This is a genomic window from Streptomyces sp. NPDC058086, from assembly GCF_042885015.1.
Classification (GTDB): domain Bacteria; phylum Actinomycetota; class Actinomycetes; order Streptomycetales; family Streptomycetaceae; genus Streptomyces.
This window is the reverse complement of the sequence record NZ_JBHVST010000031.1, coordinates 25391-48652: the sequence shown is the minus strand read 5'-3', so window position 1 is coordinate 48652 and position 23262 is coordinate 25391. Positions and strand designations below refer to the sequence as shown.

Annotated in this window: 18 protein-coding genes and 1 pseudogene; 12 read left to right on the top strand and 7 right to left on the bottom strand. The window is 72.2% G+C overall.

What is annotated here, in order from left to right:
• Nucleotides 1–37: 37 nt before the first annotated feature.
• Nucleotides 38–811, bottom strand: coding sequence for a gamma-glutamyl-gamma-aminobutyrate hydrolase family protein (locus ACFVWD_RS24335; RefSeq protein WP_389598922.1), 774 nt, complete (start codon nucleotides 809–811; stop codon nucleotides 38–40).
• 117 nt (nucleotides 812–928) lie between these two features.
• On the opposite strand from ACFVWD_RS24335, the gene ACFVWD_RS24330 reads away from it, so the two are divergent.
• Both ACFVWD_RS24330 and ACFVWD_RS24325 read left to right on the top strand, forming a co-directional pair.
• Nucleotides 929–1795 (top strand): LysR family transcriptional regulator, encoded by an 867-nt coding sequence (locus ACFVWD_RS24330; RefSeq protein ID WP_389598920.1) that lies wholly within the window; start codon nucleotides 929–931, stop codon nucleotides 1793–1795.
• 93 nt (nucleotides 1796–1888) lie between these two features.
• Nucleotides 1889–2527 (top strand): PDZ domain-containing protein, encoded by a 639-nt coding sequence (locus ACFVWD_RS24325; protein ID WP_389598918.1) that lies wholly within the window; start codon nucleotides 1889–1891, stop codon nucleotides 2525–2527.
• A gap of 14 nt (nucleotides 2528–2541) precedes the next feature.
• Here ACFVWD_RS24325 and ACFVWD_RS24320 read toward each other — a convergent pair.
• Nucleotides 2542–3177 (bottom strand): annotated as a pseudogene (locus ACFVWD_RS24320) (metallophosphoesterase); the annotation flags it as partial.
• A gap of 201 nt (nucleotides 3178–3378) precedes the next feature.
• On the opposite strand from ACFVWD_RS24320, the gene ACFVWD_RS24315 reads away from it, so the two are divergent.
• Entirely contained in the window at nucleotides 3379–4494 is a 1116-nt protein-coding gene (locus tag ACFVWD_RS24315; RefSeq protein WP_389598917.1) for a M24 family metallopeptidase, read from the top strand.
• Nucleotides 4495–4561: 67 nt separating this feature from the next.
• Nucleotides 4562–5491 carry an aminoglycoside phosphotransferase family protein gene (locus ACFVWD_RS24310; protein WP_389598915.1) on the top strand — a complete coding sequence of 310 codons (930 nt, stop codon included), beginning with the start codon at nucleotides 4562–4564 and terminating at the stop codon, nucleotides 5489–5491.
• 27 nt (nucleotides 5492–5518) lie between these two features.
• Here ACFVWD_RS24310 and treZ read toward each other — a convergent pair whose 3' ends face one another.
• Nucleotides 5519–7264, bottom strand: a complete 1746-nt coding sequence (treZ, locus tag ACFVWD_RS24305; RefSeq protein ID WP_389598914.1) for a malto-oligosyltrehalose trehalohydrolase — start codon at nucleotides 7262–7264, stop codon at nucleotides 5519–5521.
• Between the two features lie 241 nt (nucleotides 7265–7505).
• Between treZ and ACFVWD_RS24300 the strand changes: the two genes are divergently transcribed.
• From ACFVWD_RS24300 to ACFVWD_RS24290, 3 genes are all read left to right on the top strand, one after another.
• Nucleotides 7506–8057, top strand: a complete 552-nt coding sequence (locus ACFVWD_RS24300; protein ID WP_067375856.1) for a DUF1707 and FHA domain-containing protein — start codon at nucleotides 7506–7508, stop codon at nucleotides 8055–8057.
• 150 nt (nucleotides 8058–8207) lie between these two features.
• Nucleotides 8208–9575, top strand: coding sequence for a M14 family zinc carboxypeptidase (locus ACFVWD_RS24295; protein WP_389598912.1), 1368 nt, complete (start codon nucleotides 8208–8210; stop codon nucleotides 9573–9575).
• A complete protein-coding gene (locus ACFVWD_RS24290) occupies nucleotides 9572–9988 on the top strand; it encodes an SSI family serine proteinase inhibitor (RefSeq protein WP_389598910.1) in 417 nt (138 codons plus the stop codon). Before ACFVWD_RS24295 ends, ACFVWD_RS24290 begins: the two co-directional genes overlap by 4 nt.
• A 143-nt stretch (nucleotides 9989–10131) precedes the next feature.
• On the opposite strand, the gene ACFVWD_RS24285 is transcribed toward ACFVWD_RS24290, so the two are convergent.
• Nucleotides 10132–11382 carry a M14 family zinc carboxypeptidase gene (locus ACFVWD_RS24285; RefSeq protein ID WP_389598909.1) on the bottom strand — a complete coding sequence of 417 codons (1251 nt, stop codon included), beginning with the start codon at nucleotides 11380–11382 and terminating at the stop codon, nucleotides 10132–10134.
• Between the two features lie 507 nt (nucleotides 11383–11889).
• On the opposite strand from ACFVWD_RS24285, the gene ACFVWD_RS24280 reads away from it, so the two are divergent.
• Nucleotides 11890–13104 (top strand): cytochrome P450, encoded by a 1215-nt coding sequence (locus ACFVWD_RS24280; protein WP_389598907.1) that lies wholly within the window; start codon nucleotides 11890–11892, stop codon nucleotides 13102–13104.
• On the opposite strand, the gene treY is transcribed toward ACFVWD_RS24280, so the two are convergent.
• Nucleotides 13064–15469 (bottom strand): malto-oligosyltrehalose synthase, encoded by a 2406-nt coding sequence (treY, locus tag ACFVWD_RS24275; protein ID WP_389598905.1) that lies wholly within the window; start codon nucleotides 15467–15469, stop codon nucleotides 13064–13066. The two genes, ACFVWD_RS24280 and treY, sit on opposite strands and share 41 nt — an antisense overlap.
• A gap of 60 nt (nucleotides 15470–15529) precedes the next feature.
• Nucleotides 15530–17638 carry a glycogen debranching protein GlgX gene (glgX, locus tag ACFVWD_RS24270; RefSeq protein ID WP_168496750.1) on the bottom strand — a complete coding sequence of 703 codons (2109 nt, stop codon included), beginning with the start codon at nucleotides 17636–17638 and terminating at the stop codon, nucleotides 15530–15532.
• Between the two features lie 178 nt (nucleotides 17639–17816).
• Between glgX and ACFVWD_RS24265 the strand changes: the two genes are divergently transcribed.
• The 4 genes from ACFVWD_RS24265 to ACFVWD_RS24250 all read left to right on the top strand — a co-directional run bounded on the left by ACFVWD_RS24265 (nucleotide 17817) and on the right by ACFVWD_RS24250 (nucleotide 22254).
• The gene (locus ACFVWD_RS24265; RefSeq protein WP_389598904.1) at nucleotides 17817–18632 is read left to right on the top strand and encodes a Tat pathway signal sequence domain protein; all 816 of its coding nucleotides are present in this window, start codon (nucleotides 17817–17819) and stop codon (nucleotides 18630–18632) included.
• A gap of 96 nt (nucleotides 18633–18728) precedes the next feature.
• Entirely contained in the window at nucleotides 18729–20048 is a 1320-nt protein-coding gene (locus ACFVWD_RS24260) for a copper amine oxidase (protein WP_389598903.1), read from the top strand.
• A 114-nt stretch (nucleotides 20049–20162) separates the two neighbouring features.
• Nucleotides 20163–21401 (top strand): SAV2148 family HEPN domain-containing protein, encoded by a 1239-nt coding sequence (locus tag ACFVWD_RS24255; protein ID WP_389598902.1) that lies wholly within the window; start codon nucleotides 20163–20165, stop codon nucleotides 21399–21401.
• Between the two features lie 130 nt (nucleotides 21402–21531).
• Nucleotides 21532–22254 carry a 3'-5' exonuclease gene (locus ACFVWD_RS24250; protein WP_389598900.1) on the top strand — a complete coding sequence of 241 codons (723 nt, stop codon included), beginning with the start codon at nucleotides 21532–21534 and terminating at the stop codon, nucleotides 22252–22254.
• 27 nt (nucleotides 22255–22281) lie between these two features.
• Here the strand turns inward: ACFVWD_RS24250 and ACFVWD_RS24245 are convergent, their stop codons facing one another.
• Nucleotides 22282–23145, bottom strand: coding sequence for a phosphotransferase enzyme family protein (locus ACFVWD_RS24245; protein ID WP_389598898.1), 864 nt, complete (start codon nucleotides 23143–23145; stop codon nucleotides 22282–22284).
• Nucleotides 23146–23262 lie beyond the last annotated feature (117 nt).

Here is a 23262-nt window from a genome sequence, read left to right as displayed (position 1 = left end):
CCGCCGAACGTAACAGCCGGCACTGACAACGGCCCCGTCACACCGGCTGACGCCGTCCGCCGACCTCGCCGACCTCGCCGACCTCGCCGGGTCCCCCGACGGCCGCGTGCGCCACGGCGGCTCGTGCCAGTGCCCGCACGATCGGGTGCGGGCGCGAGCCGTCCCCGTACTGCTCCGGCTGGAAGAGGGTGCCCAGGAAGAAGGGGTGGCCCGGGAGTTCGACGATCCGTACGTTTCCGTCCTCGTCGTGGCCGCTGAAGCGCAGACCGTGGGCGCGCAGGGTGTCGAGGTGGCGGGTGGGGCCGTAGGCGCAGAAATAGCGCTCGACCGTCCGCTCGGCGCCCATCACGGACTGGGCGAGCGAACCCGGTTCGATGGTGACGGCGGCCTCGTGGCCCAGGAGGGAACAGGTGAGCGGTTCGATGAGGAGGTCATCGGCGTCGGGGTCCTGCTCGGCGTGCGCGACACGGGTGAGTCCGCAGACGTTGCGCGCGAACTCCAGGAGCGCGTGCTGGAATCCGCCGCATGTGCCCAGGAACGGGATGCCCTCCTCGCGCGCGGTGCGGATCGCGGTGAGGGTCCCCGCCTCGCTGCGGTACGGGCTTCCGGGCAGCACCCACACCGCGTCGAACCCGCGTACCGCGGCCGGGTCCTCGGCATCCTCGGACGGGACCCAGTAGGCGTCGAGGACGAGGCGGTCGCGGGTGGCCAGGGCGTCCAGGAGCAGGGGAACGCGGGTGTGGGCGAGGACGTTCGGGGAGCGGTCGCCCACGAGGGCGAGGCGAGCGGTCTGCGCCGCGTTGTTCGTCATGCCCTCATCCTCGGCGGGCGCGCTCGTTCACGTCCAACGATGACTACTGCACCCTCGATAAGCAACGCTGATGAGGGGGCTGATGTGCCCCAGGATCCGTACGAGATCCTGGGGCGCATGGATCCGCATCTCCTGCGCACATACGTCACCGTGGCCCGCCTCGCCTCCTTCTCGGAGGCCGCGCGGGAACTCGGCTACACCCAGTCCGCGGTGTCCCAGCACATCGCCGCGCTGGAGCAGGACCTCGGCGCGCCCCTGCTGACCCGGCGCCCCGTGGCACCGACGGCGGCTGGCGAACGGCTCCTCGAACACGCCGGGCCGCTGCTGCTGCGCCTGGATGCGGCCCGCGCGGACGTCGTACGGATGGTGGGGGCGCCCGAGCACGGGCTGACGCTCGTGGCGACACCGACGGCGCTCGGTTCGCGCGCGCTCGCGGCGCTGCCCGCCGCAGGGGTGACCCTGCGGGTGCTGGCCCGCGAGGGGATCCCCGCCGCCGTCGCGGAGGGCGGGGCGGACCTGGGCCTGGTGGATGGACTGACGGCGCCCAACGACCCCTTGCGGCACCCCGACGTGGCCCCGCTGACCACGTACGGTGTCGGCGAGGAACCCGTCAGCGTGCTGCTGCCCGAGACCCATCCGCTCGCCCGGCGCGACGGGCTGCGCCTCGCCGATCTCGTCGACGCCCGCTGGCTGGACGCCCCCGGCGCGGGACTGCCCCTGGCCCACCTCCGCCGGGCGAACGGCAGCGGGGGCTTCCGCCCGGCCCTGCGATACGAGGGCACCGACGTGCGCACGCTCACCGCCCTGGCCGCCGCCGGGCACGGCCTCACCCTGTTGCCGCGGGCCGCGGCCACCGGCGTCCCCGGGGCGGTGGCCGTCCCGCTCGTGGCGCCGCGCCTGGTGCACCGGACGGAACTGGTGCACAGCGGGTCGCCGCGCGGAGCCGCCGCGGCCATGGTGGACATACTTCTCGAACGTGTTTGACAGTCTCACTCGTTCGTGAATCGTCGTGCGCCGGAGCGCAGGGTAGAGCAAGAGCCGGGGGGCGGTCCGTAGAGCATCTGCCGGAGGCGATCCATGGAACAGGCCGCACTGCGTCCCAAGCCGATGCCCGGTCAGGAGCCGGGCGGTGACGGGCGTCCGACCGGCACCACCAAGCGTCCGCACGCCGCGCGACGGCGTGGCAGGCGGCTGATGTCCCTGCTCCTCGGTCTCTTCGTCGGGACCGTGCTGGTCCTGTCGGGCGTCGGAATCGGGACCGTCGGCGCCACGGTGATCGGTATGAGCAGGCTGGCGGACTTCCAGAAGCGGGCGGGGGCGACGCAGGGACCGTCCGGCCGGGCGTCCCGGCCCGGACAGGCCTCCCGTGCGCCGCGGGCCGGTGGCACCAAGTCGGCGTCCGGCGGCGGGAGTCCGGTCGCTTCGACGGCACCGGAGACCGCGCCCGGGAAGGCCACGCTCGGCGTCGAGGCAGTCGACGCCCCCGACGGCGGGGGCGCGCTCGTCGTCGGTGTGCACATCCCCGGCCCGGGCTACACCGCGGGCCTGGTCCGCGGTGACACCCTGATCGCCTTCGGCGGGGCACGGCTCGGCTCGGCCGCCGACCTCGCCCGGGCGGTCTCGGCCGCGGACCCCGGGACCACGGTCACGCTCGGCGTGCGCCACGCGAACGGCAACCACCAACAACTGTCCACGGTCCCGGGCATCGTGACCTGACGCCGACGAAACGGTGAGGCGGTCCTGAAGTGGCTGGTCAGCCGCCCGTCGTCGGCCAGCACATGAAACGCGAACCCAGGGGGCGCGTCCCGGTCGGCGACCCCCTCGCCCTCCCAGGGCAGCCGCAGCGTTCAGGTCACCCCGGGACCGACGACGAGCGGCCGCCCGACGAAGGCGGTTGCGGCGGGCGTGTGCGCATGCCCGGTGATCAGCCCGACGACCTCGGGCCTGCGCTCCAACAGCGCGGCAAGGGAATCCGGCCGGCGCAGCTGGAAGGCGAGCAACGCAGGAACACTGCCCTCCAGTTCGTCGAGCGTCGTCTCGATCCAGGCGTACGTCTCCTCGTCCAGCTCTCCTTCGTCGTGGCCCGGAACGCTGGAGTCGCACATCAGGAGGGCGGCGTCGTCGAAGACGTGGACGCTGTTGACCGGGCTCTCGGACGCGGGCTGCCCGAGCAGGGCCTTGCGGTAGGGCGCGCCGCTGTCGTGGTTGCCCGGGCAGGTGGGTACGGGGTAAGGAGGCTCCCCGTCGCGCAGCCCGAGCAGACGCGCCGCCTCCTCGTGCTTCGCCTCCGTGCCGTGGTCCGCGATGTCGCCGGTCACCAGCAGGGCGTCTAGATGCAGATCGCTGATGTGTGCCAGTACGAGCATGGCCTGGGCCTCCCTTCGGCGTTCTTAGAAGTTAATGGAACATCCGAATGCAGCCATTAGAGCTAATGGATTGGGGATGCCACACCGTTAGTTGAGCTCCCGGACCGACGCCATGGCCGCAACCGGCTCGCGTCCGCATCGGCGAACGGGCAGGATGCTGCCCGTAGACCCTGGGGAAACTCCGGACAGACGGAGGCATGGATGACCGGCACGCCCGCGCCCTTCACCGCCGGTGACTACGAGGCCCGTATGCGGCGCGCGGCCGAGGCCGCCGCGGACGCGGGACTCGACGGCGTCCTGATCGCCCCCGGACCCGATCTGGTGTGGCTGACCGGCTACCGGCCCGTGGAGACCGAACGCCTCACCCTGCTGGTGCTCAGGGCCGGGCAGGATCCCGTGCTGGTCGTGCCGACCCTGGAGGCCCCGGACGCGGCAGCGGCGGCCCCGACGCTGACCCTGCGCGACTGGACCGACGGCAAGGACCCGTACGAGGCGGCCGCGTCCCTGGTCGGGAGCGACGGCCGCTTCGGCGTCAGCGACAACACCTGGGCCCTGCATCTGCTCGGCCTCCGGCGGCGGCTGCCGGACACGCGGTACGCGGCCCTCACCGAAGCCCTGCCGATGCTGCGGGCGGTCAAGGACGCGGCGGAGGTGGCGCGGTTGGCGGAGGCCGGGGCGGCCGCGGACGCCGCGTACGAGGAGATCCGTAAGGTGCCCTTCGCGGGGCGCAGGGAGGCCGAAGTCGCCGCCGACCTCGCCGAGCTGCTGCGGCATTTCGGCCACTCCCAGGTCGACTTCACCATCGTCGCCTCGGGCCCGAACGGCGCCAACCCGCACCACGAGGCGGGCGAGCGCGTCGTCGAGCGCGGTGACATGGTCGTCCTCGACTTCGGCGGCCTCAAGCACGGCTACGGCTCCGACACCTCCCGCACGGTCCACGTCGGCGAGCCGGACCTCGAGGAGCGCCGGGTGCACGACGTCGTGCGCGCGGCCCAGGAGGCGGGCGTCGCGGCGGTCCGGCCGGGAGCCGCCTGCCAGGACGTCGACCGGGCGGCCCGCGCCGTCATCACCGAGGCGGGATACGGCGAGTACTTCATCCACCGCACCGGGCACGGCATCGGCGTCACCACCCACGAACCGCCGTACATGATCGAGGGCGAGGAACTGCCCCTCGTGCCCGGGATGTGCTTCTCCGTGGAGCCCGGCATCTATCTGCCCGGCCGCTTCGGGGTGCGCATCGAGGACATCGTGACGGTGACCGAGGAGGGCGGATGGCGCCTCAACACCACGTCCCGCGAGATGGCGATCGTCGACTGACCGGCCACCAGGAGTACTCCCCAGGGCCTCCCGGCAGCCCAAGGCCCCCGACGGCAACGGCGCGACCATGACCCAGGCACCGACACCGACCGCGGACACCGTCCGCCGACTGGCCCGTTCACTGCTCGCCGGCAGCGAGGCGGCGGGCGCGGGCCCCGACGTCCGGCCCGTCACCGAGGGCGGTGAGCACACCACCTGGTGGGTCGGCACCCGTTATGTGCTGCGGCTCGCCCAGGACCGCGAGACCGCCGTGCGCCGACGCCGCGAGCTGCGACTGCGCGACCTGGTCCGCCCGCTGGTCGGGGCCACGGTGCCGACGAGCGTCGCGCACGGCGACTGGGCGGGCGGGCTCGCCTACACCCTGGACACCCGGCTGCCCGGCCGCTCCGGTGAGGCACAGGGCGTCTCCGCGGCCGGGGAGGCGGACCTCACAGGACTGCTGGCAGGGCTGCGCGAGGTGCCCGTACGGCAGGCCGAGGCGCTCGGGGTGCCACGGGCCGCGCCCCGCTCCCTGGAGGAGCTGCGCACGGCCGCGGAGTGGGCCGCCGAGCGGCTCACCGCCGCCGACGAGTTCGACCCCGGACGCCTCGCCCAGCTCACTCGGCCCGCCGCCGGCCAACTGGCCGCGCAGACCGCGGCCGCCGTCCTCGTCCATCACGGCCTCAAGGGCGAACACCTGGTGGTGAGCGCCGACGGGCGGGTGCGCGGCGTCCTCGACTGGACCGACGCGGTCCTCGGGGACCCCGCCGAGGACATCGCCGGGCTCGCGATCGCCGTCGGCGCCCCCGCCGCCGTACGCGCCGCCACCCTCGCCGGCTACGGGGCCCGACCCTGTCTGCGCGGCCTGTGGCTGTCCCGCTGCGACACGGTGATCCGCCTCGCCGAGCGCCTGCGGGGCCGCGGCGAAGACCCGCTCCCGCTGCTGCGGACCCAACTGGGCCGCGCCTGGGAGCCGATCCTCCTCGAACGGGTCACGGACCTGCCGGGCGACGGCTGAGTCCGGTCGCGCGAAGCCGCCCGGCGCTCACGCCTGCGTCAGCACCACACACGACTCACCGGGCACGCTCAACAACCCGTCCGTGTCCGGCGCCTCGACCGGTTCCCACGCGGCCAGCACGCGCGCGTGGCGCAGCCCCAGCGGGATCGCGGCGGCCTCCTTGCCCAGGTTCACCGCCACCCGTACGTCCCCGCGCCGCAGGGCCAGCCAGCGGGCCTGGTGGTCGTAGGCGACCTTGACGGCGGCGAGATCGGGGTCCGCGAGGTCGGGCTGACGGTGGCGCAGGGCGATCAGGTCGCGGTACCAGGCCAGCACACGCGCGTGGAGTGCCTTCTCGGGCTCCGACCAGTCGAGGCAGGAGCGGTCACGGGTCGCCGGGTCCTGCGGGTCGGGGACGTCCTCCTCGGCCCAGCCGTGCGCCGCGAACTCCCGCCGCCTGCCCTGCCGTACGGCCTGAGCGAGCTCGGGATCGGTGTGGTCGGTGAAGAACTGCCACGGGGTCCCCGCCGCCCACTCCTCGCCCATGAACAGCATCGGGGTGAAGGGCCCGGTGAGCGTCAGCGCGGCCGCGCAGGCCAGCAGCCCGGGGGAGAGGGACGCCGACAGCCGGTCCCCCTGGGCGCGGTTGCCGATCTGGTCGTGGGTCTGGGAGTAGCCGAGCAGCCGGTGGGCCGAGACGCGCGTACGCTCCAGGGGGCGGCCGTGGCGGCGGCCGCGGAAGCTCGAGTACGTACCGTCGTGGAAGAAGCCGGACGTCAGCGTCTTCGCGAGCGCCGCGAACGGGGACCGCGCGAAGTCCGCGTAGTAGGCCTGCCCCTCACCGGTCAGCGCGGTGTGCAGCGCGTGGTGGAAGTCGTCGTTCCACTGCGCGTGCAGCCCGAGACCGCCCTCCGCGCGCGCGGTGACGAGCCGCGGGTCGTTCAGATCCGACTCCGCGATCAGGAACAGCGGCCGGCCCAGGTCGTCGGCGAGGGCGTCCACGGCCGTCGACAGCTCCTCCAGGAAGTGCACCGCGCGCGTGTCCCGCAACGCGTGCACCGCGTCCAGGCGCAGCCCGTCCAGCCGGAAGTCCCGCAGCCAGGCCAGGGCGCTGTCGACGAGATACGCGCGCACGTCGTCCGAACCCGGTGCGTCCAGGTTCACCGCGGAGCCCCAGGGCGTCTGATGGGTGTCCGTGAAGTACGGCCCGAACGGGGGGAGATGGTTGCCGGACGGGCCGAGGTGGTTGTGCACGACGTCGAGGACCACACCCAGGCCGAGTTCGTGCGCCCGGTCGACAAAACGCTTCAGCGCCTCCGGGCCGCCGTACGGCTCGTGCACGGCCCACAGGGAGACCCCCTCGTACCCCCAGCCGTGCCGCCCGGGGAACGGACACAGCGGCATCAACTCGACGTGCGTGACGCCCAGTTCCGCGAGGTGTTCGAGCCGCCCGGCCGCCGCGTCGAGCGTTCCCTCGGGGGTGTACGTCCCCACGTGCAGCTCGTAGAGGACCGCGCCCTGCAGCGGGCGCCCCGCCCACTCGGTGCGCCACGCGTACCGGGCCTGGTCGACCACCGCGCTCAGTCCGTCCGGGCCGTCCGGCTGCCGCCGCGAACGGGGATCGGGCAGCACGGGGCCGTCGTCCACCGCGAACCCGTACCGCGTGCCGTCCTGCGCGTCCGCGTCGCCCGTCCACCATCCGGCGTGCTCCGGATCGCGCTCCAGCGCGCGCGTGGCGCCCGCGCAGTGGAGCGTCATCCGGTCGGCATCCGGTGCCCACACCTCGAACCGCACAGACGGTTCCCCCTTGTCCGCTCTCCGTTGTCCGCTCTCCGTGACAGAGCGCGACGTGAGTGGCACAACATGTCGTGACGTAGCACGTCCATGGTGCTTCACGCGAGATCAATTCGCTTTCGAATCCACCCTTTTGCCGCGTGTTTGCCACGTGATGGACGCGTGGAGCCCACCTGTCGGCGGCGGCGGCCCTTTCCGGGTCTTCTGGACACCCCGCTCCTACTGACCGACAATCACCTCCGTGACGTCGTCTTTCGAGTTCCATACGTACCCCGCGCGGCTGTCCGACGCGGAGCGCGACCGGGCGCTGAAGGCGCTCAGTGACGGCGTCGCCCTCGGGCGCCTCTCGCACGACACGTTCGTCCGCCGGATGGAACTGGCGCTCGCCGCCCGCCGCTCCGACGAACTCGCCGTGCTCATCGCCGACCTGCCCACCGAGGGACGCTGGTCGAAACTGGTGTTCGGCACCGTCGAGGCGGTCTCCGGCTTCACCGTACGGCTGCGCAGGGCCTGGCAGGCCGAGCGTCTCCCCAAGCTGCTGCTGCCCCACCCGGGCAACAACTACCCCCTGCGGATCGGCCGCGACCCCGCGAGCGGACTGCGGCTCAACCACGAGACGGTCTCCCGCGTCCACGCCGAACTGAGCCGCCAGGGCGGCCTGTGGGTGCTGCGCGACCTCGGCTCGACCAACGGGACGACCGTCAACGGACGGCGGGTGATCAGCGCCGCCGTCGTCAAGGAGGGCGATCAGATCAGCTTCGGACGCATGTCCTTCCGCCTTTCCTCCTCCTGAGCGACCGACCCGCACCCGTGTGAGCCTTGGCCTCTGATTCACTCAGTGATTTCCTCAAATTCCCTTACGTTCGACGGTGTTGACGTACCTCCACAGCCGTGACTGACTGTGCGTACACCATGCACATCAGGTGAAACGACGGCACCATATTTGTGGAGGTGTGCCCTGCCGCCACTCCTCCGCTACCCGACCGTGGACGAACTGGGCGCCCGTGCGGCCGCGCTCGTCGCCCGCCGGCCGCGCGACGCCCGACTGCGCCGAGTGGGCACGTCACGGGCGGGCACCCCGCTGTGGCTGCTGTCCGTCGGACACGGCGGCCGCCAGGCCCTCGTCGTCGCGGGACCCCACGCCAACGAACCCGTGGGCGGCGCCACGGCCCTGCGCCTGGCCGAACGGGCGCTCGCCGACCCCCGGCTCCGCGAGGGCGCCGACGCCACCTGGAACCTGCTGCTCTGTCTCGACCCCGACGGCGCTCGCCGCAACGAGGCCTGGCTGTCCGGCCCGTACACCCTCGGCCACTACTTCCGGAACTTCTTCCGCCCCGGCTTCCTCGAACAGCCCGAGTGGCTGCCCGACGGCGCGGCCGGTGCCACCCTCCCCGAGACCCGCGCCCTCCTCGACCTCCAGGACGAACTGCGGCCGGTCTTCCAGTGCTCGCTGCACGGCGTCGACGTCGGCGGCGCCTTCGTCGAACTGACCCGCGAGCTGCCCGGACTCGCCCAGCGCGTCGCCCACACCGCGGCCCGCCTCGGCATCCCGCGCGAACTCGGCCCCTACGACACCCTGTACTGGCCGAGGCTCGGCCCCGCCGTCTACCGCATCCCGCCGCCGCACCCCGGCGACCTGGCCGCCGCCATCACCGAGGCCGCCGTCGAGTCCACCTGGTTCCACCCGCACCGCTACGGCACCGTCACCGCCGTCGTCGAGGCCCCCATGTGGGGCGTGGCGGCCGTGGAGGACGCCACCCGGCCCGCCGACGCCGACGCCGTGCTGCGCTTCGTCAGCCACACGCTGCGCCACGACACACGGCTCCTGGAAGGCATCCTCGGGCGGATCCGCCCCGGCCTCGACACCTCCCCGGACGCGGCCTGCCTCCTCGCACCCGTCGACGACTATTTACTCGTCGGGCCCGGCCTCGCCGATTCCTGGGACCCCGACGTGCACGACGCCGGGGCGCGTCCCCTGCCGCCGCTCGACACCGCCCGCCTGACCGCCCTGCGCCTCGCCGGACGCCGGGTCGCCCTGCGCACGGCCGGGCTGCTGCACCAGCTCGTGACCGGCTCCGGGCACGACCCGAGCGGGGCGCTGCCGGAGCTCGACCGGCTGATCGACGGATGGTGCGCCGACTACCGCGAGGGCTGCGGGGCGCGTTGGATCCCGGTCGCCCGCCAGGTCGAGTACCAGGCGCGCGTGGTGATCGCCGCGTTCGAACTCGCCGGGCGGTACGCGCCCGTGCGCTCCCATTCGGGTGAGACGGGGTGGGGTTCGCAGGCCGCGCTGCCGATGCACCGGGAATGACGAGAAACCTCCACGCGGTACGCAACGCCCTCCTCGCGACCGTCGCCCTGCTCACCCTGGGCGCGACCCCGGCCCAGGCGACGTCCCACCAGGCGTTCCCCGGCAACTGGCTCTACCTCACCCTCACCACCGGTGACGCCCACGCCAGCAGCATCCGCGGCACGCTCCTGCTCTGCGACCCGCCCCAGGGTCACGCCCACGCGGCCGAGGCCTGCGCCGAACTCGCCACCGCCGGGGGCGACATCTCCCGGATCCCGCCCAAGCCCGACACCGTCTGCTCGATGATCTACGGCCCGGTCACCGCTTCCGCGCGCGGGGAGTGGGAGGGGCGGCAGGTGACGTACTCGCACACATTCTCGAACTCGTGTGTGATGGGGGCTGGGACGGGGGCGGTGTTCGCGTGGTCGGATTGAGGTGATGTCGGATGACAGATAACGATATCTGTCATCCGATATCCGTCATCTGATATCTGTCATCTGCTCTCTGACACCTGACCTCTGCGATCCGGCAGACGTCATCTGCTATCTGCTATCTGCCGTCTGTCATCTGTCAGGCGTCAAGCCGCGCCGTCCCGCGCATGCCGCGCCGCCGCGACCACCGTGCGGGACTGGTGCTCGACCTGGTTCTCCAGCGGAACCCAGCGCGCGCGGAACCGTTCGGCGAAGGCGTCGCTCCAGGCGGCGACCAGGCGTTCGAGGCGTGGCGCCGCCCGGTCGTCGGCCTCCTGGAGGACCCGCAGCAGCATCGCGGCGGCCCGCAAAGGGAGTCGGCGCCCGAATGCGTCGACACTGCCGACGTACGCCATCGTCGGGTCGGGGGGCGGCGTCCGCACCCAGTCGTGGGCCAGACCCGGCACCAAATCCAGCGCCCACTTCGCGGCGCGCAGGAGCGGCCCGTCGGGGCCGGGGAGCCTCGGCAGGACCTCCGTGAGTACGTCCTGCACCTGGAGCGCGTCGCGCAGCAGTCGGTGTGCCAGGCGTCGCATCGCCGCGTCCGGTGCGGGATGCGGCGCTGGGTCGTCCACGAGGTCGCTCGCCCACATCGGCACCTCGACGACCGCGGTCAGGCCGCCGTACCGGTGAGTGTGGTACCAGGTGCTGTGCCGGGCGTCGTCGGGCATGCTCGGGTACGCCGCGTCCGAGCCCGGCGCCGGCATCACATGCACCCCGGGTCCGGAAGCGGGCCAGCCGGCGGCGTCCGAGGCGCCCGTCTCCACGGGGATGTGCAGTTCCGCCGCGGACTTGGCGAAGGGTTCGGCGAGGCCCGGGATGTCCTTGGTCAGCTGCACCCAGCTGCCGCCGAGATCGGTGCCGTGCAGGGTCACCTGGAGGTAGGGCCGCAGATCGTCGATGACACGGGTGAGGGCGCGGGTCTCCGGGGGCAGCCGGTCTGGCGGCAGGACGGAAGGCGACCACTCGGGCTGTTCGGGGCCGGCCGGACGGAAGAACCCGAGGTGGTAGTCGAACAGGGTGCGCGGGGCCGGTGTCACATGGAGGCTCGCGCCGTCCGGGTCCGCGCAGAGGAGGAAGTGCCAGGAGGTGTCGGCCCGCAACTCCCGCTCATGCACTACACGTTCGGCCAGGGACTGGAGCGTCGAGCCGCCGGTCGGCTCGTTCGCGTGGGCGCCCGCCACGACGAGGACCGCACGCTCGGCGTGACCGACGGACAGCAGATGGAGGGGTCTGCCCGCGCGCGAGACGCCGATCTGTCTGAGGGCGCACAGCCCGGGACGGTGAGCCGCCAACGTCCGAGCGGACGAGACGATTTCGGTCACACTGGGGTAGCGCAACTCCGGCAGGAGACTCACCCCCGACTTGTCCGCCCTGCGTCGCTTTCCGCAGTACTCCACGGTCTGGGGGAACTGTCAAGGAGAAGGCGGGACGGCGCCCCGCGGCTCCAGGTGGCGTTGATCTCCGCCAGGACGGGCGGGCAGCGCCGGACGAGCCGTACGCGGCGCCGCTCGTCCCCGCCCGGGGGCCGGGGCCGAACTCAGGAGTCCCGGCGCGGCCCGCGCGTCGTCGCCCGCCCCACACGCCGTCCCTCCGATGCGAACCCTGGGAGCGTGCGCGGTCGCGAGCCGGTCCCGGGACCAAGCTCCGGCGCGTGGTGAAGCCGCCCGAGCCTGTGACGAGCCGACGAGCCCCGGCGTCACCCGTTCGGGCGTACGAGGACTGCGGTCCGGGGGCCTCGGTGGTCCGCTGGGAACAACCACGTGCCGCTCCCCGGCGCGCAGACCCGAGGTGGGAGGCCCGCGGTGTTGTGTTCTCATGGCCTTCCTGTCGAAGGCGCTTCGATCGCGCCCGTCGCTCGGGTCGTGCCCATTGCTCCGGTCGCGCCCGTCGCCCCGGTCGCGGCCACCGCTCAGGCCGCTCAGGCCGCTCGGGTCGCTCCGACCGCGCCGCTCGCGACACCGACACGACCGCCCGTCGTACGACGGCTGCCCGACCCACCGAGCCTGCTCACCCCCGGCATCGAACGCGACCCGTACCCCCTGTACCGCACCCTGCGCCGGAAGTTCCCGCTCGTGTACGACCGGCCGTTCGGCGCGTGGCTGGTCAGCCGGTACGCCGATGTGCGCGCCGCCCTCGCCGACCCACGGCTCGTCGCCCCGCCGCCCGGACGCACCCTGGCCCACCTGGAGGGCGGCACGCACAGCGCGCACCGGGCCCTCGTCTCACCGGCGTTCCGCGGACACGCCCTGACCGCGCTGACCGCCGGGGTCGAACGGACGGCGTACGTCCTTGCCCGCCGCCTCGCCGACCGTCAGGAGGCCGACCTCGTCGCCGAGTTCTGCCACTGGCTGCCCACCGCGGCGGCCGTCGCCGCGCTCGGGCTGCCGTACGAGGACACCGCGCGCGTGCACTCCTGGTGCCGCACGGGCCTCGACCACCTCGGCGGTCACCACCCCGAGCTCGACGCCTTCCTGCTCCCGTACATCGCCCGCCGGCGCGCTCACCCGGGCGGCGATCTGCTCTCCGCGCTGTGCACGGCGCGGGCGGACGGGCGCCCGCTGTCCGACGAGGCGGTGGCGGGGATCGCCGGGACGCTCCTCGGCGCCGGCGGCGAGGCGACCGCGCACGCGCTGGCGTCGTTCCTCGCCAACCTCCTCGACCACCCCGGCCAACTGGCGCTGGTCCGCGCCCGGCCCGAGCTGACGGCCGGGGCCTGGGCCGAGTCGCTGCGCCGCGATCCCCCGCTGCACATCGTGCTGCGCCGGGCCGTCGAGCCGGTCGGCGCGGTACCCGTGGGGGCCACGGTGGCGTGTCTGCTGGGCGCCGCGGGCCGTGACCCGGTCCGGTTCGCCGACCCGGACCGCTACGACGTCTTCCGGCTCGACCCCGGGCAGCTCGCGTACGGCTCCGGACGGCACTTCTGCCCCGGCGCGCTGCTCGCCCGGCTCACCGCGGAACACGGCCTGCACGCCCTGCTCGCCGCCCTCCCGGAGCTGCGCAGGTCCCCGGGCTTTTGCCCCGTCGCGGACGGCCTGATCAGCCGCTCTCCCCGGAGCCTGCTGGTCCGCCTGCGCTGACCCGCTCCAGGAGGACCACCGGCAACCGCTCGAAAAGCTCCGCCACACGTGTGTGCCCCGTGAACTCCCGCTCCGGGGCGAGCACGTCCGCCCACCGCCCCTCCGGGAGCGCGAGCCGGGTGTCGCGCCAGCCGCCCGCCTCCGCCAGGCGCAGCGAGAGCCGGGTGACGGCGGAAATCACCTGCCCGGAGCGGACGAACGCCGTGCAGTGCGCGGCGCCCGGTCCCTCCGCCGCCAGCGGCACGTACGTCGCCGCGTCACCGAAGACCTCGGGGCGCCGCCCGCGCAGCCGCAGCGCCGCCGTGGTGAGCGCGGTCTTCGCCGACGTCTGCTCCAGGGGCGTGAACGGCTCGCGGTTGTCGGGGTCCACCAGCGCCAGGTACTCGCCCTCGGTGCCCTGGTAGACGTCGGGTACCCCGGGCATCGTCAGCTGGACCAGAGCGGCCCCCAGGACGTTCGCCCGGACGTGCGGGGCGAGCGAGACCCGGAAGTCCGCCACGCGCCGCCCGGGCGGCCCGCAGGGGCCCGCCGCGACGAAGGACGCCACCGACTCCTCGTACGCGGGGTTCTGCTCGGTCCAGGAGGTGTGCAGCCCGGCCTCCCGGACGTGTTTGAGCAGTGCCCCCTGGACGCGTTCCGCGTCGGCCGGACCCAGCCCGAACACCGTCTGCCACGCGGCCCACGCGAGCTGGGGGTCGGGTACGCCCGTCGCCCCCTCGCGGGTCACCTCGGCCAGCACGTCCGCCCATCGCTCGGGGCACTGGGTGAGCACCGAGAGGGCGGCGCGGACGTCGGCGCTGCGTTTGGTGTCGTGCGTCGACAGGGCGGTGCCGGTGGCGGGCCAGTCGCGTTGCACACGCGCGCAGTAGGCGTGGAAGTCCTCCGGGGAGACGGCCGGAGCGCCCGGGTTCCCGCCCACCTCGTTGGCCGACAACAGGGGCACATAGCGGTAGAACGCGGTGTCCTCCACGGACTTCGCCCGCAGCGCGGACGAGGTCTGAGCGAACCGGGCCCGGAACTCCGCGTGCTCGGGCCCGTCCCCGGCCCGCCCGAGCAGCAGGTCCCGTACGACGTCCACGGCGTGCGCCTCCTCCGCCACCGTGAAGACCGCCCGGGCCTCGTCGGCGGCCTCCTCCGTCACGACCAGGGAGGGGTCCGTGGACGGATAGGGCCGGTACACCTCGACGCGCACCAGGAGTTCCCGCAGCGCGGTGCCCAGGGCCCAGGGGGCGTGATCGCGCGGTTCCGGGTCGGGGGAGGCGGCGCACAGCCCGCTCGCCACGCGCGTGAGGCGGTCGAACTCCGTGGCCAGCTCGTGCGTGATCACCTTGTAGGCCGCCCGGCGCACCGTGGCCTCCCAACGGCCGCCCCGATCGGCCTGAGGGGCCGCGAACCGCCGGTACTGACCGAGGAGTTCCCCGGCGCCCGCCGGGTCCGTGAGGAGGCCGTCGACGTGCCGCAGGGCGTCGTAGCCCGTGGTACCCGCGACGGGCCAGGCGGCGGGCAGCGGCTCGCCGTCCGCGAGGATCTTCTCGACCACCGTCCAGCGCCCGCCGGTCGCCTCGTGGAGGCGGCGCAGATAGGCGTCCGGGTCCGCAAGGCCGTCCGGATGGTCGATGCGCAGTCCCTCGACCACGCCCTCGTCCAGCAGCTCCAGGAGCTTCGCGTGGGTCGCCGTGAACACCTCCGGGTCCTCGACCCGCACTCCGATGAGCTCCGAAATGCTGAAGAAGCGGCGGTAGTTGAGGTCGGTGCGGGCCAGCCGCCACCAGGCCGGGCGGTACCACTGCGCGTCGAGGAGCTCCGGCAGCGGCAGCCCCGCGGTGCCCTCGCGCAGCGGAAACACGTGGTCGTAGTAGCGCAGTACGTCGCCGTCCACCTTCAGGTGGCCGATTTCCGCGCCGAGCCGGCCCCCGAGCACCGGCAGCAGCAGCCGGCCGTCCCCGGCGTCCCAGTCGATGTCGAACCAGCGCGCGTACGGCGACTCGGGGCCCTCGCGCAGCACCTCCCACAGGGCGTGGTTGTGGCGCGGGGCCATCGCCATGTGGTTCGGCACGATGTCCACGACCAGGCCGAGCCCGTGCGCCCGTGCCGTGCGGGCGAGGGAGCGCAGCCCGTCCTCGCCGCCCAGTTCACCCCGTACACGCGCGTGGTCCACCACGTCGTAGCCGTGCGTCGAGCCGGGGACCGACTCCAGGACGGGGGACAGGTGCAGATGGGAGACGCCGAGCGAGGCCAGGTACGGCACGGCGGCCTCGGCGGCCCCGAAGGGGAACTCCGGCTGCAGCTGCAGCCGGTAGGTGGCGGTGGGTGCGGCGGGTACCACCGGGGCCGGGATCTCCCGTTCGGGACGCTCAGGTGTCATGGAAACCTACGTACCCGCCTCGCCCTCTTTCGTGTCATCGGCGTACGCCCGAATGACCGGCTACGCGGGCCGTTGCAGCACGGTCAGGCTCCGGTCGAGCAGGGTCAGCCGGTCACCGGCCTGGACCTTCGCACCCGTGCCCGCCGCCACCCCGTCCGGGAGGGCCGTGTCGACGACCACCTGCCACTGCCGCCCGTGGTTGACCGGAACCACGAACTCCAGGGGCTTGGGCGAGGCGTTGAACATCAGCAGGAAGGAGTCGTCGGCGATGTGCTCACCGCGCGGGCCGGGTTCGGAGATCGCGTTGCCGTTGAGGAAGACCGACAGCGCCTGCGCCTGTGTGGACCCCCAGTCGCGTTGTGTCATCTCGGTGCCCGCCGGGGTGAACCAGGCGATGTCGGACAGCTCGTCGTGGGTGCCCTGGACGGGACGGCCGTGGAAGAACCGGCGCCGCCGGAAGACGGGGTGGTCGCGGCGCAGCCACACCATCGCGCGCGTGAAGTCCAGCAGCTCGCCGCCGTCCTCGGGCCACGGCACCCAGGCCAGCTCGCTGTCCTGGCAGTAGGCGTTGTTGTTGCCGTTCTGGGTGCGCGCGAACTCGTCGCCGTGGCTGAGCATCGGCACGCCCTGGGAGAGCATCAGCGTCGCGATGAAGTTGCGCCTCTGACGGGCCCGCAGCGCGAGTACGGCCTCGTCGTCGGTGTCGCCCTCGGCGCCGCAGTTCCAGGACCGGTTGTGGCTCTCGCCGTCGCGGTTGTCCTCGCCGTTGGCCTGGTTGTGCTTGTTGTTGTAGGAGACGAGGTCGTTCAGCGTGAACCCGTCGTGGCAGGTGACGAAGTTGATGGAGGCGAGCGGACGCCGGCCGTCGTCCTGGTAGAGGTCGGAGGAGCCGGTCAGACGGGAGGCGAACTCCGCCAGCGTGCGCGGCTCGCCGCGCCACAGGTCCCTCACGGTGTCGCGGTACTTGCCGTTCCACTCGGTCCACAGCGGCGGGAAGTTGCCCACCTGATAGCCACCCTCGCCGACGTCCCAGGGCTCGGCGATCAGCTTCACCTGGGAGACCACCGGATCCTGCTGCACCAGGTCGAAGAACGACGACAGCCGGTCCACCTCGTGGAACTGGCGGGCCAGCGTGGCCGCGAGGTCGAAGCGGAAGCCGTCGACGTGCATCTCGGTGACCCAGTAGCGCAGCGAGTCCATGATCAGCTGGAGCACGTGCGGGGAGCGCATGAGGAGCGAGTTGCCTGTCCCCGTGGTGTCCATGTAGTAGCGGGGGTCGTCCGCGAGGCGGTAGTACGAGGCGTTGTCGAGGCCCCTGAAGGACAGCGTCGGGCCCAGATGGTTGCCCTCGGCGGTGTGGTTGTAGACCACGTCCAGGATGACCTCGATCCCGGCCTCGTGCAGCGCCCGGACCGCCGACTTGAACTCCAGGACCTGCTGGCCGCGGTCGCCCCAGGACGCGTAGGTGTTGTGCGGGGCGAAGAAGCCGATCGTGTTGTAGCCCCAGTAGTTGTCGAGGCCCATCTCCACCAGCCGGTGGTCGTTCACGAACTGGTGTACGGGCATCAGCTCCAGCGTCGTGACACCCAGCTCCGTCAGGTGTTCGATGATCGCCGGGTGGGCGAGCGCCGCGTAGGTGCCGCGCAGTTCCTCGGGCAGCGCCGGATGCTGCATCGTCAGGCCCTTCACATGGGCCTCGTAGATCACCGTGTGGTGGTATTCGGTGCGCGGGCGCCGGTCGTCGCCCCAGTCGAAGTACGGGTTGACCACGACCGAGGTCATGGTGTGCGGCGCCGAGTCCAGGTCGTTGCGCTTGTCGGGCGCCCCGAACGGATAGCTGTACACCTCCTCGCCCCACTTGACCGAACCGCTGATCGCGCGCGCGTACGGATCGAGCAGCAGTTTCGCGGAGTTGACGCGCTGTCCGCGCTCGGGCGCGTACCGCCCGTGCACCCGGAACCCGTACCGCTGCCCGGGCATGATCCCCGGCAGATACGCGTGTCGTACGAACGCGTCGCTCTCGCGCAGTTCCACCGCCGTCTCCGAGCCGTCGTCCTGCAGCAGACACAGCTCGATCCGGTCGGCGGCCTCCGAGAAGACCGCGAAATTGGTACCGGCGCCGTCGTACGTGGCACCGAGTGGATACGCCTCTCCAGGCCAGACCTGCATGGATATGACTCTTCCAGTAGTGCCGCGCCCCTGGGGGCAACTCGGAGTCGAGTCTCCCCGAAAGTGAGGGAACCTCATATGACTTATGTCCCTCTTACCCGCTGACCAGGCATACGTCGTATGCCGAACCAGTGGGGCTCAGATCACTCCTGGAGAAACAGAGGGAGTAGGGGGAAATGTGCGCAAGATAGTGCACCGCCATCTGGGAAAGGTGGTGGCGGGTGCGGCCATCGCAGTGGCCGGGACGGCCGTGATGGTCGGGGTCACCCTTCCGGGCTCGGCGGGGGCCGATGAGAGCTCGGGGGGACTGCGCGGCGGCAACCAGGCCGCGCAGCAGGGGGGACAGGACCAGGGACAGGCGGCCGTCGAGCCCGGTGTCGTCGAGCGGGCCCCGGCCGAGGGCGACAAGGGCACCGGCCGTGATCCCCTGACCGACGACGAGACCAAGCGGGTCGAACGGATCGCGCTGAACCGGCAGTTGTCGACCTCCGGCGAGAACGTCGAGGGGCAGCGCGGCCCGCAGCGTATCGGGGTCGACCTCGCCGATCCGGAGGAGAACGAACTCGACGACCCGAACGCGCCGCGCCGCGCGGATGTCACGTTCTACGACTACAAGGACGACTCGCTCGTCACCAAGACGGTCAACCTCGACAGCGGGAAGGTCGAGCGGACGGACACTCAGCACGGTGTCCAGCCGCCCATCAGCCGAGACGAGATGGTCGAAGCCGCGAAACTGCTGATCGCAGACCCGCTCGGCGCGGGCCTGCGAGCCGACTACAAGGACGCCACCGGCAAGGACCTCACCTCGCCCGACCAGCTGACGCTGAACAGCATGGTCTACCGGGCGACCTCGGGCGCCCAGCCCGCCCTTCTCGCGAAGTGCGGCGAGCACCGCTGCGTGAGGCTGTTCCCGAAGGTCAAGAACGGGTCCTGGATCGACGCCCGTCAACTGGTGATCGACCTGAGCGCCCGCAAGGTCGGCAAGCTCGGCTGAGCCGCGACCGACGCGCTCCGGGCGGCTGAGCCGCCTCCGTTCACATTCCCAACGCACCTCCTTCTTCCGCATGCTTTCGCAAGGAGTCTCTTCGTCATGCGCGTGAACAGAATCAGCCGTGCCCGCAGCCGTACGGCGGTCGGCCTCTCGGTGGCCGCACTCGCCGTCGGTGCGACGACGGCCGCGGGTCCGGCCGTCGCCCAGCCCAAGGCCGCGCCCGCGGCGGCCCCCGGCTGCAGCACGGCGTACAAGATCGAGCAGAAGCTCTCCACCGGCACCACCTGGCGCATGTGCTGGCACTACGAGAGCGAGGCCGGGCTCGTCCTGGAGAACATCTCGTACCAGCCCAAGGGCGAGGCCCAGCCGATCAAGGTCCTCACCAGTGCCAAGCTCGGCCAGATCCACGTCCCCTACGACGACGGCAAGGCCGAGTACGACGACCTGACGGGCGCCGGCTTCGGCCAGGGCCTGATGACGATGGCGCCCGGCGAGTGTCCCGGCGGCACCATCAAGACCGTGAAGATCCCCAACGCCTGGGACCCGCAGCACCCGAACGTCAACGGCCTGTGCACCACCACCCGTTCGCGCGGCCACGCCTACCGCATGGAGGCCGACACGGGCAACAAGGTCTACCAGACCCAGGGCAAGGACCTGCTGATCTACACCGTCAACAAGGTCGGCTGGTACGAGTACATCACCGAGTGGCGCTTCCAGGACGACGGCACCATCAACATGAACATCGGCGCCACGGGCAGCCTCTCGCCCGGCGACTACGACGCGGGCGACGGCCGCGGCTGGCCCATCGGCAAGGGCGCCAAGGCCTACGCCACCAGCCACAGCCACAATGTCTTCTGGCGGCTGGACTTCGGCCTCGACGGCTCCTCCAAGAACAAGGTCGAGCAGTACGACTCCGTGGTCAGCCCGCCCCGCAACGGCAACGAGGGCCCGACCAACAAGACCACCCGTACCAAGATCACCAAGGAACTGGCGGGCGACGCCGCGAACATGCGCTGGTGGCGCGTCGTCAGCGACACCGGCAAGAACAAGGACGAGCACGCCCGCAGCTACGAGATCGTCCCGGGCGCCACCACCAAGTACCTCGGCCGCCCCTTCACCAAGCACGACGTGTACTTCACCGAGTACAAGAAGTGCGAGCAGTTCGCCACCAACAACCTGCTCAACTGCGGTGCCGGAGCGGGCACGTCCGTCGACAAGTACGTCAACGGACAGACGCTCACCCACCCCATCGTGTGGGTCAACGTGGGCTTCCACCACATAGCGCGTGACGAGGACCAGCAGCCCATGCCGGTCCACTGGCAGGGGTTCTCCCTGGCTCCGCGTGACGTCACCGCTATGAATCCGCTCACTCCGCCGGAGCTCGCCGACCAGAACGGGCATGTGGAAAACGGTAGTTGAGAAACGACCTGTCCATCGGGCTGCACCGCCCGCCGCTCCCGGAGTACCCTTCCTTGATCGTTGAGTGGGGCTGACCCCACGGAAGAGCTCGGGGGAGCGGAAGGCGGTGCGCGGGTGGGCTCGGGAGGGCTGGAGTTGCCTCCTGGTGACGAGGGTCACGAGGGGAACTCCACAGATGTCCCACCCGGCGCGGTGTCCCTGGCACGGCCGATGGAGATGGGATCCATTGGACCGGAACTGGACTGGGGTGCCGACGCCTGGCGTGAGGTGCGTACGCGCGCCCAGCGAGCCGGCCGTGCCTACATCTGGCTGAACCTGGTCGAACAGCGGCTGCGTGCGGTCGTGGCCGCTGTTCTGCGTCCCATCTACGAACCCGTCCACGGCGACGAATGGGTGGTCGCCGCCGCCGGACCCGCCGGGCAGGAGTGGGTGCAGCGCGCGGTCGCCGTACGCGAAGTCAGCCGCCGCAAGGGTTACTTGCTCGACCCGGCCGACGACAACGTGCTCAGCTTCCTCACCCTGCCGCAGCTGCGCGAGCTCATGGTGCAGCACTGGCCGTGCTTCGAGCCCTACTTCGACGAGCGCCGGGACGTCGAACTCGCGCTGGACGAACTGGAAGTCACCCGGAACGTGGTCTCCCGCAACCGGGCCCTGTCCGAGGCGGTCCTGGGGCAGGCCGAGCGCGCGGCGGCGAAGCTCCTGGAGATCCTCGGCGCCGGCAGCGACGTGCCCTCCGCACGCCGGCTGCCCGTCGACGCCGTCGAGGACCTGGTCGGCGACCGGTACGCGGACGTGGTCGGCGTGCACTCCGACCGGGTGCGGCTGTTGCGCCAGTTCCCGGCCGAGGACCTCTTCGGCGGCGCCCGCCGCCTCGACGCCATCGGCATCGGTCTGAACCTGCTGGTGCAGAACTTCTCCGGGCGGCGGCTCGTACGCCTCGCCGAGTCGGGCTGCCGGGTGCGGCTGCTCTTCCTGAACCCGGCGTCCAGCGCCGTCAAACGGCGCGAGCGCGAACTCGGCCTCAAGCGGGGCGAGCTGAGCCGGGCCGTGGAGATGAACATTCTGCACATGCGGCGGGTGCGGGCCCGGCTGCGCGACCCCGGCGCGTTCGAGATCCAGGTGTACGACGAGACGCCGCGCTTCACGGCGTACCTCGTCGACGGGGACGGCTCCGACGGCATCGCGGTCGTGCAGTCGTATCTGCGCCGCGCCCGCGGTATGGAGGCACCGGTGCTGGTGCTGCGCGGCGGCGGCCGGGTGGTCAAACCGGACGAGATCGGTGAAGAGGGCCTTTTCCCCACATACCGCGAAGAGTTCGAGGTGGCTTGGGCGGATTCACGGCCGGTGTCCTGAAGTGTCGCCCCGAACGGGGCCGTGACGTGGTGTCCGGCGCGGGAAGCGGAACGCGGTCCTCGGACTGTCAGTGGCTCGTGCGATCGTGGAGACCACTGGGGGAAAGCACCACGAAGAAGGGGGGCCGCCCATGGGCTGGCACCGGGAGCTGCTGATCGGCTTCGACCTGGAGACGACCGGGACCGATCCGCGCGAGGCGCGCATCGTCACGGGTGCCGTGATCGAGGTCAGGGACGGAGAGCCGATAGGGCGCCGTGAGTGGCTGGCCGATCCGGGCGTGGAGATTCCGGCGGACGCGGTGGCGGTGCACGGGATTTCGAACGAGCGGGCGGCCGCGGAGGGCAGCCCCGCCGACCAGGTCGCCGACGCGATCGCCGACGTCCTCACCGGGTACTGGAAGAGCGGCGTCCCGGTCGTGGCGTACAACGCGACCTTCGACCTGACCCTGCTCTCCGCCGAACTGCGCAGGTACGGGCTGCCGTCGCTGCGCGAGCGGCTCGGCGGGACCGACCCCGCACCGGTCGTCGACCCGTACGCGATCGACCGCTCCGTCGACCGCTACCGCCGCGGCAAGCGCAACCTCGAAGCGGTCTGCACGGAGTACGGCGTGTCGCTGGACTCCGCCCACGACGCCTCGGCCGACGCCCTCGCCGCGGCCCGGCTCGCCCGTGCGATAGCCGACCGCCACCCGAAGGTCGCGGCCCTCGGCCCGGCGGAGCTGCACCGCCGCCAGATCGAGTGGTACGCCGAGTGGGCGGCCGACTTCCAGAGCTTCCTGCGCCGCAAGGGAGAGACGGACGCGGTGGTCGACGGGGCATGGCCGATGAGGGACCTGGCGGACCAGAAGGTCTAGGGCCCCTCCGGCGGACCGGCCCTCGGGTCAGAAGGGGTACCAGCGCACGGTCTCGTCCCCGTCCCGCAGCGACGCCACCCGTCGCTCGAACTCGGCCAGGGCCTTCGGGTTGCTCGGCGCGTGCTGGGCGACCCAGGCGCAGCTGGCGGTCTCGCGGGCGCCCCGGAGTACGGAGCAGCCCTCCCACGCGCGCACATCCCAGCCGTAGACCTCGGTGAAGGAGTCGTACGCCTCGGCGGGCAGCCCGTAGCGGTCGCGGGAGAGCGCCATGACCACCAGGTCGTGCTCGCGCAGATCGGCGGAGAAGGTCTCCAGGTCGACCAGGACCGGGCCGTCGGGACCCACGTGCACATTGCGGGGCAGCGCGTCGCCGTGGATCGGGCCCGGCGCCAGGTGCGGGGTGAGCGCGGCCGCGGCGTCCGCGAAGCCGTCGCGCCGCGCCCGCAGGTACGCCGCGTCCGCCGGGTCGATCGCCTCGCCCGCGAGCCGCAGCCAGCGCTCCACCCCGCCCAGCAGCTCGCGGGGCGGCAGCGGGAAGGAGGGGGAGGGAAGCGCGTGCACCACCCGTAGCAGTTCGGCCAAATCCCGTGGCTCGGCGGGGCGTACGGGATCGGGCAGCCGGTGCCACACCGTCACCGGGTGACCGTCCACCAGCAGAGCCTCTGCCTCGGCCGCCCGCACCGCGGGGACGCCCGCCTCGGCGAGCCAGGCCGCGATGTCCAGTTCCCGCCGGGCGCGGTCGAGGAGCTCGGCATCGCGTCCCACCTTGACCACCAGGTCACCGGCGGCCAACACCGCGTTCTCGCCCAGGGCGAGGAGCGTCGCGTCCCGCGCCTGCCCGGGCAGCACCTCCGCCGCGGCCAGTACGTCCCGCGCCCGTGCCTCGTCCATCCTTCGCCTCCGCGTCCTCGCGCACAGCCCGTGTACGACCCTCGTGTACGACCTTCGGGTAAGGCGTCACGTTCCCGCCATCCGTCGGCCAGTGTCGCATTCGCACAGGTCGGACCG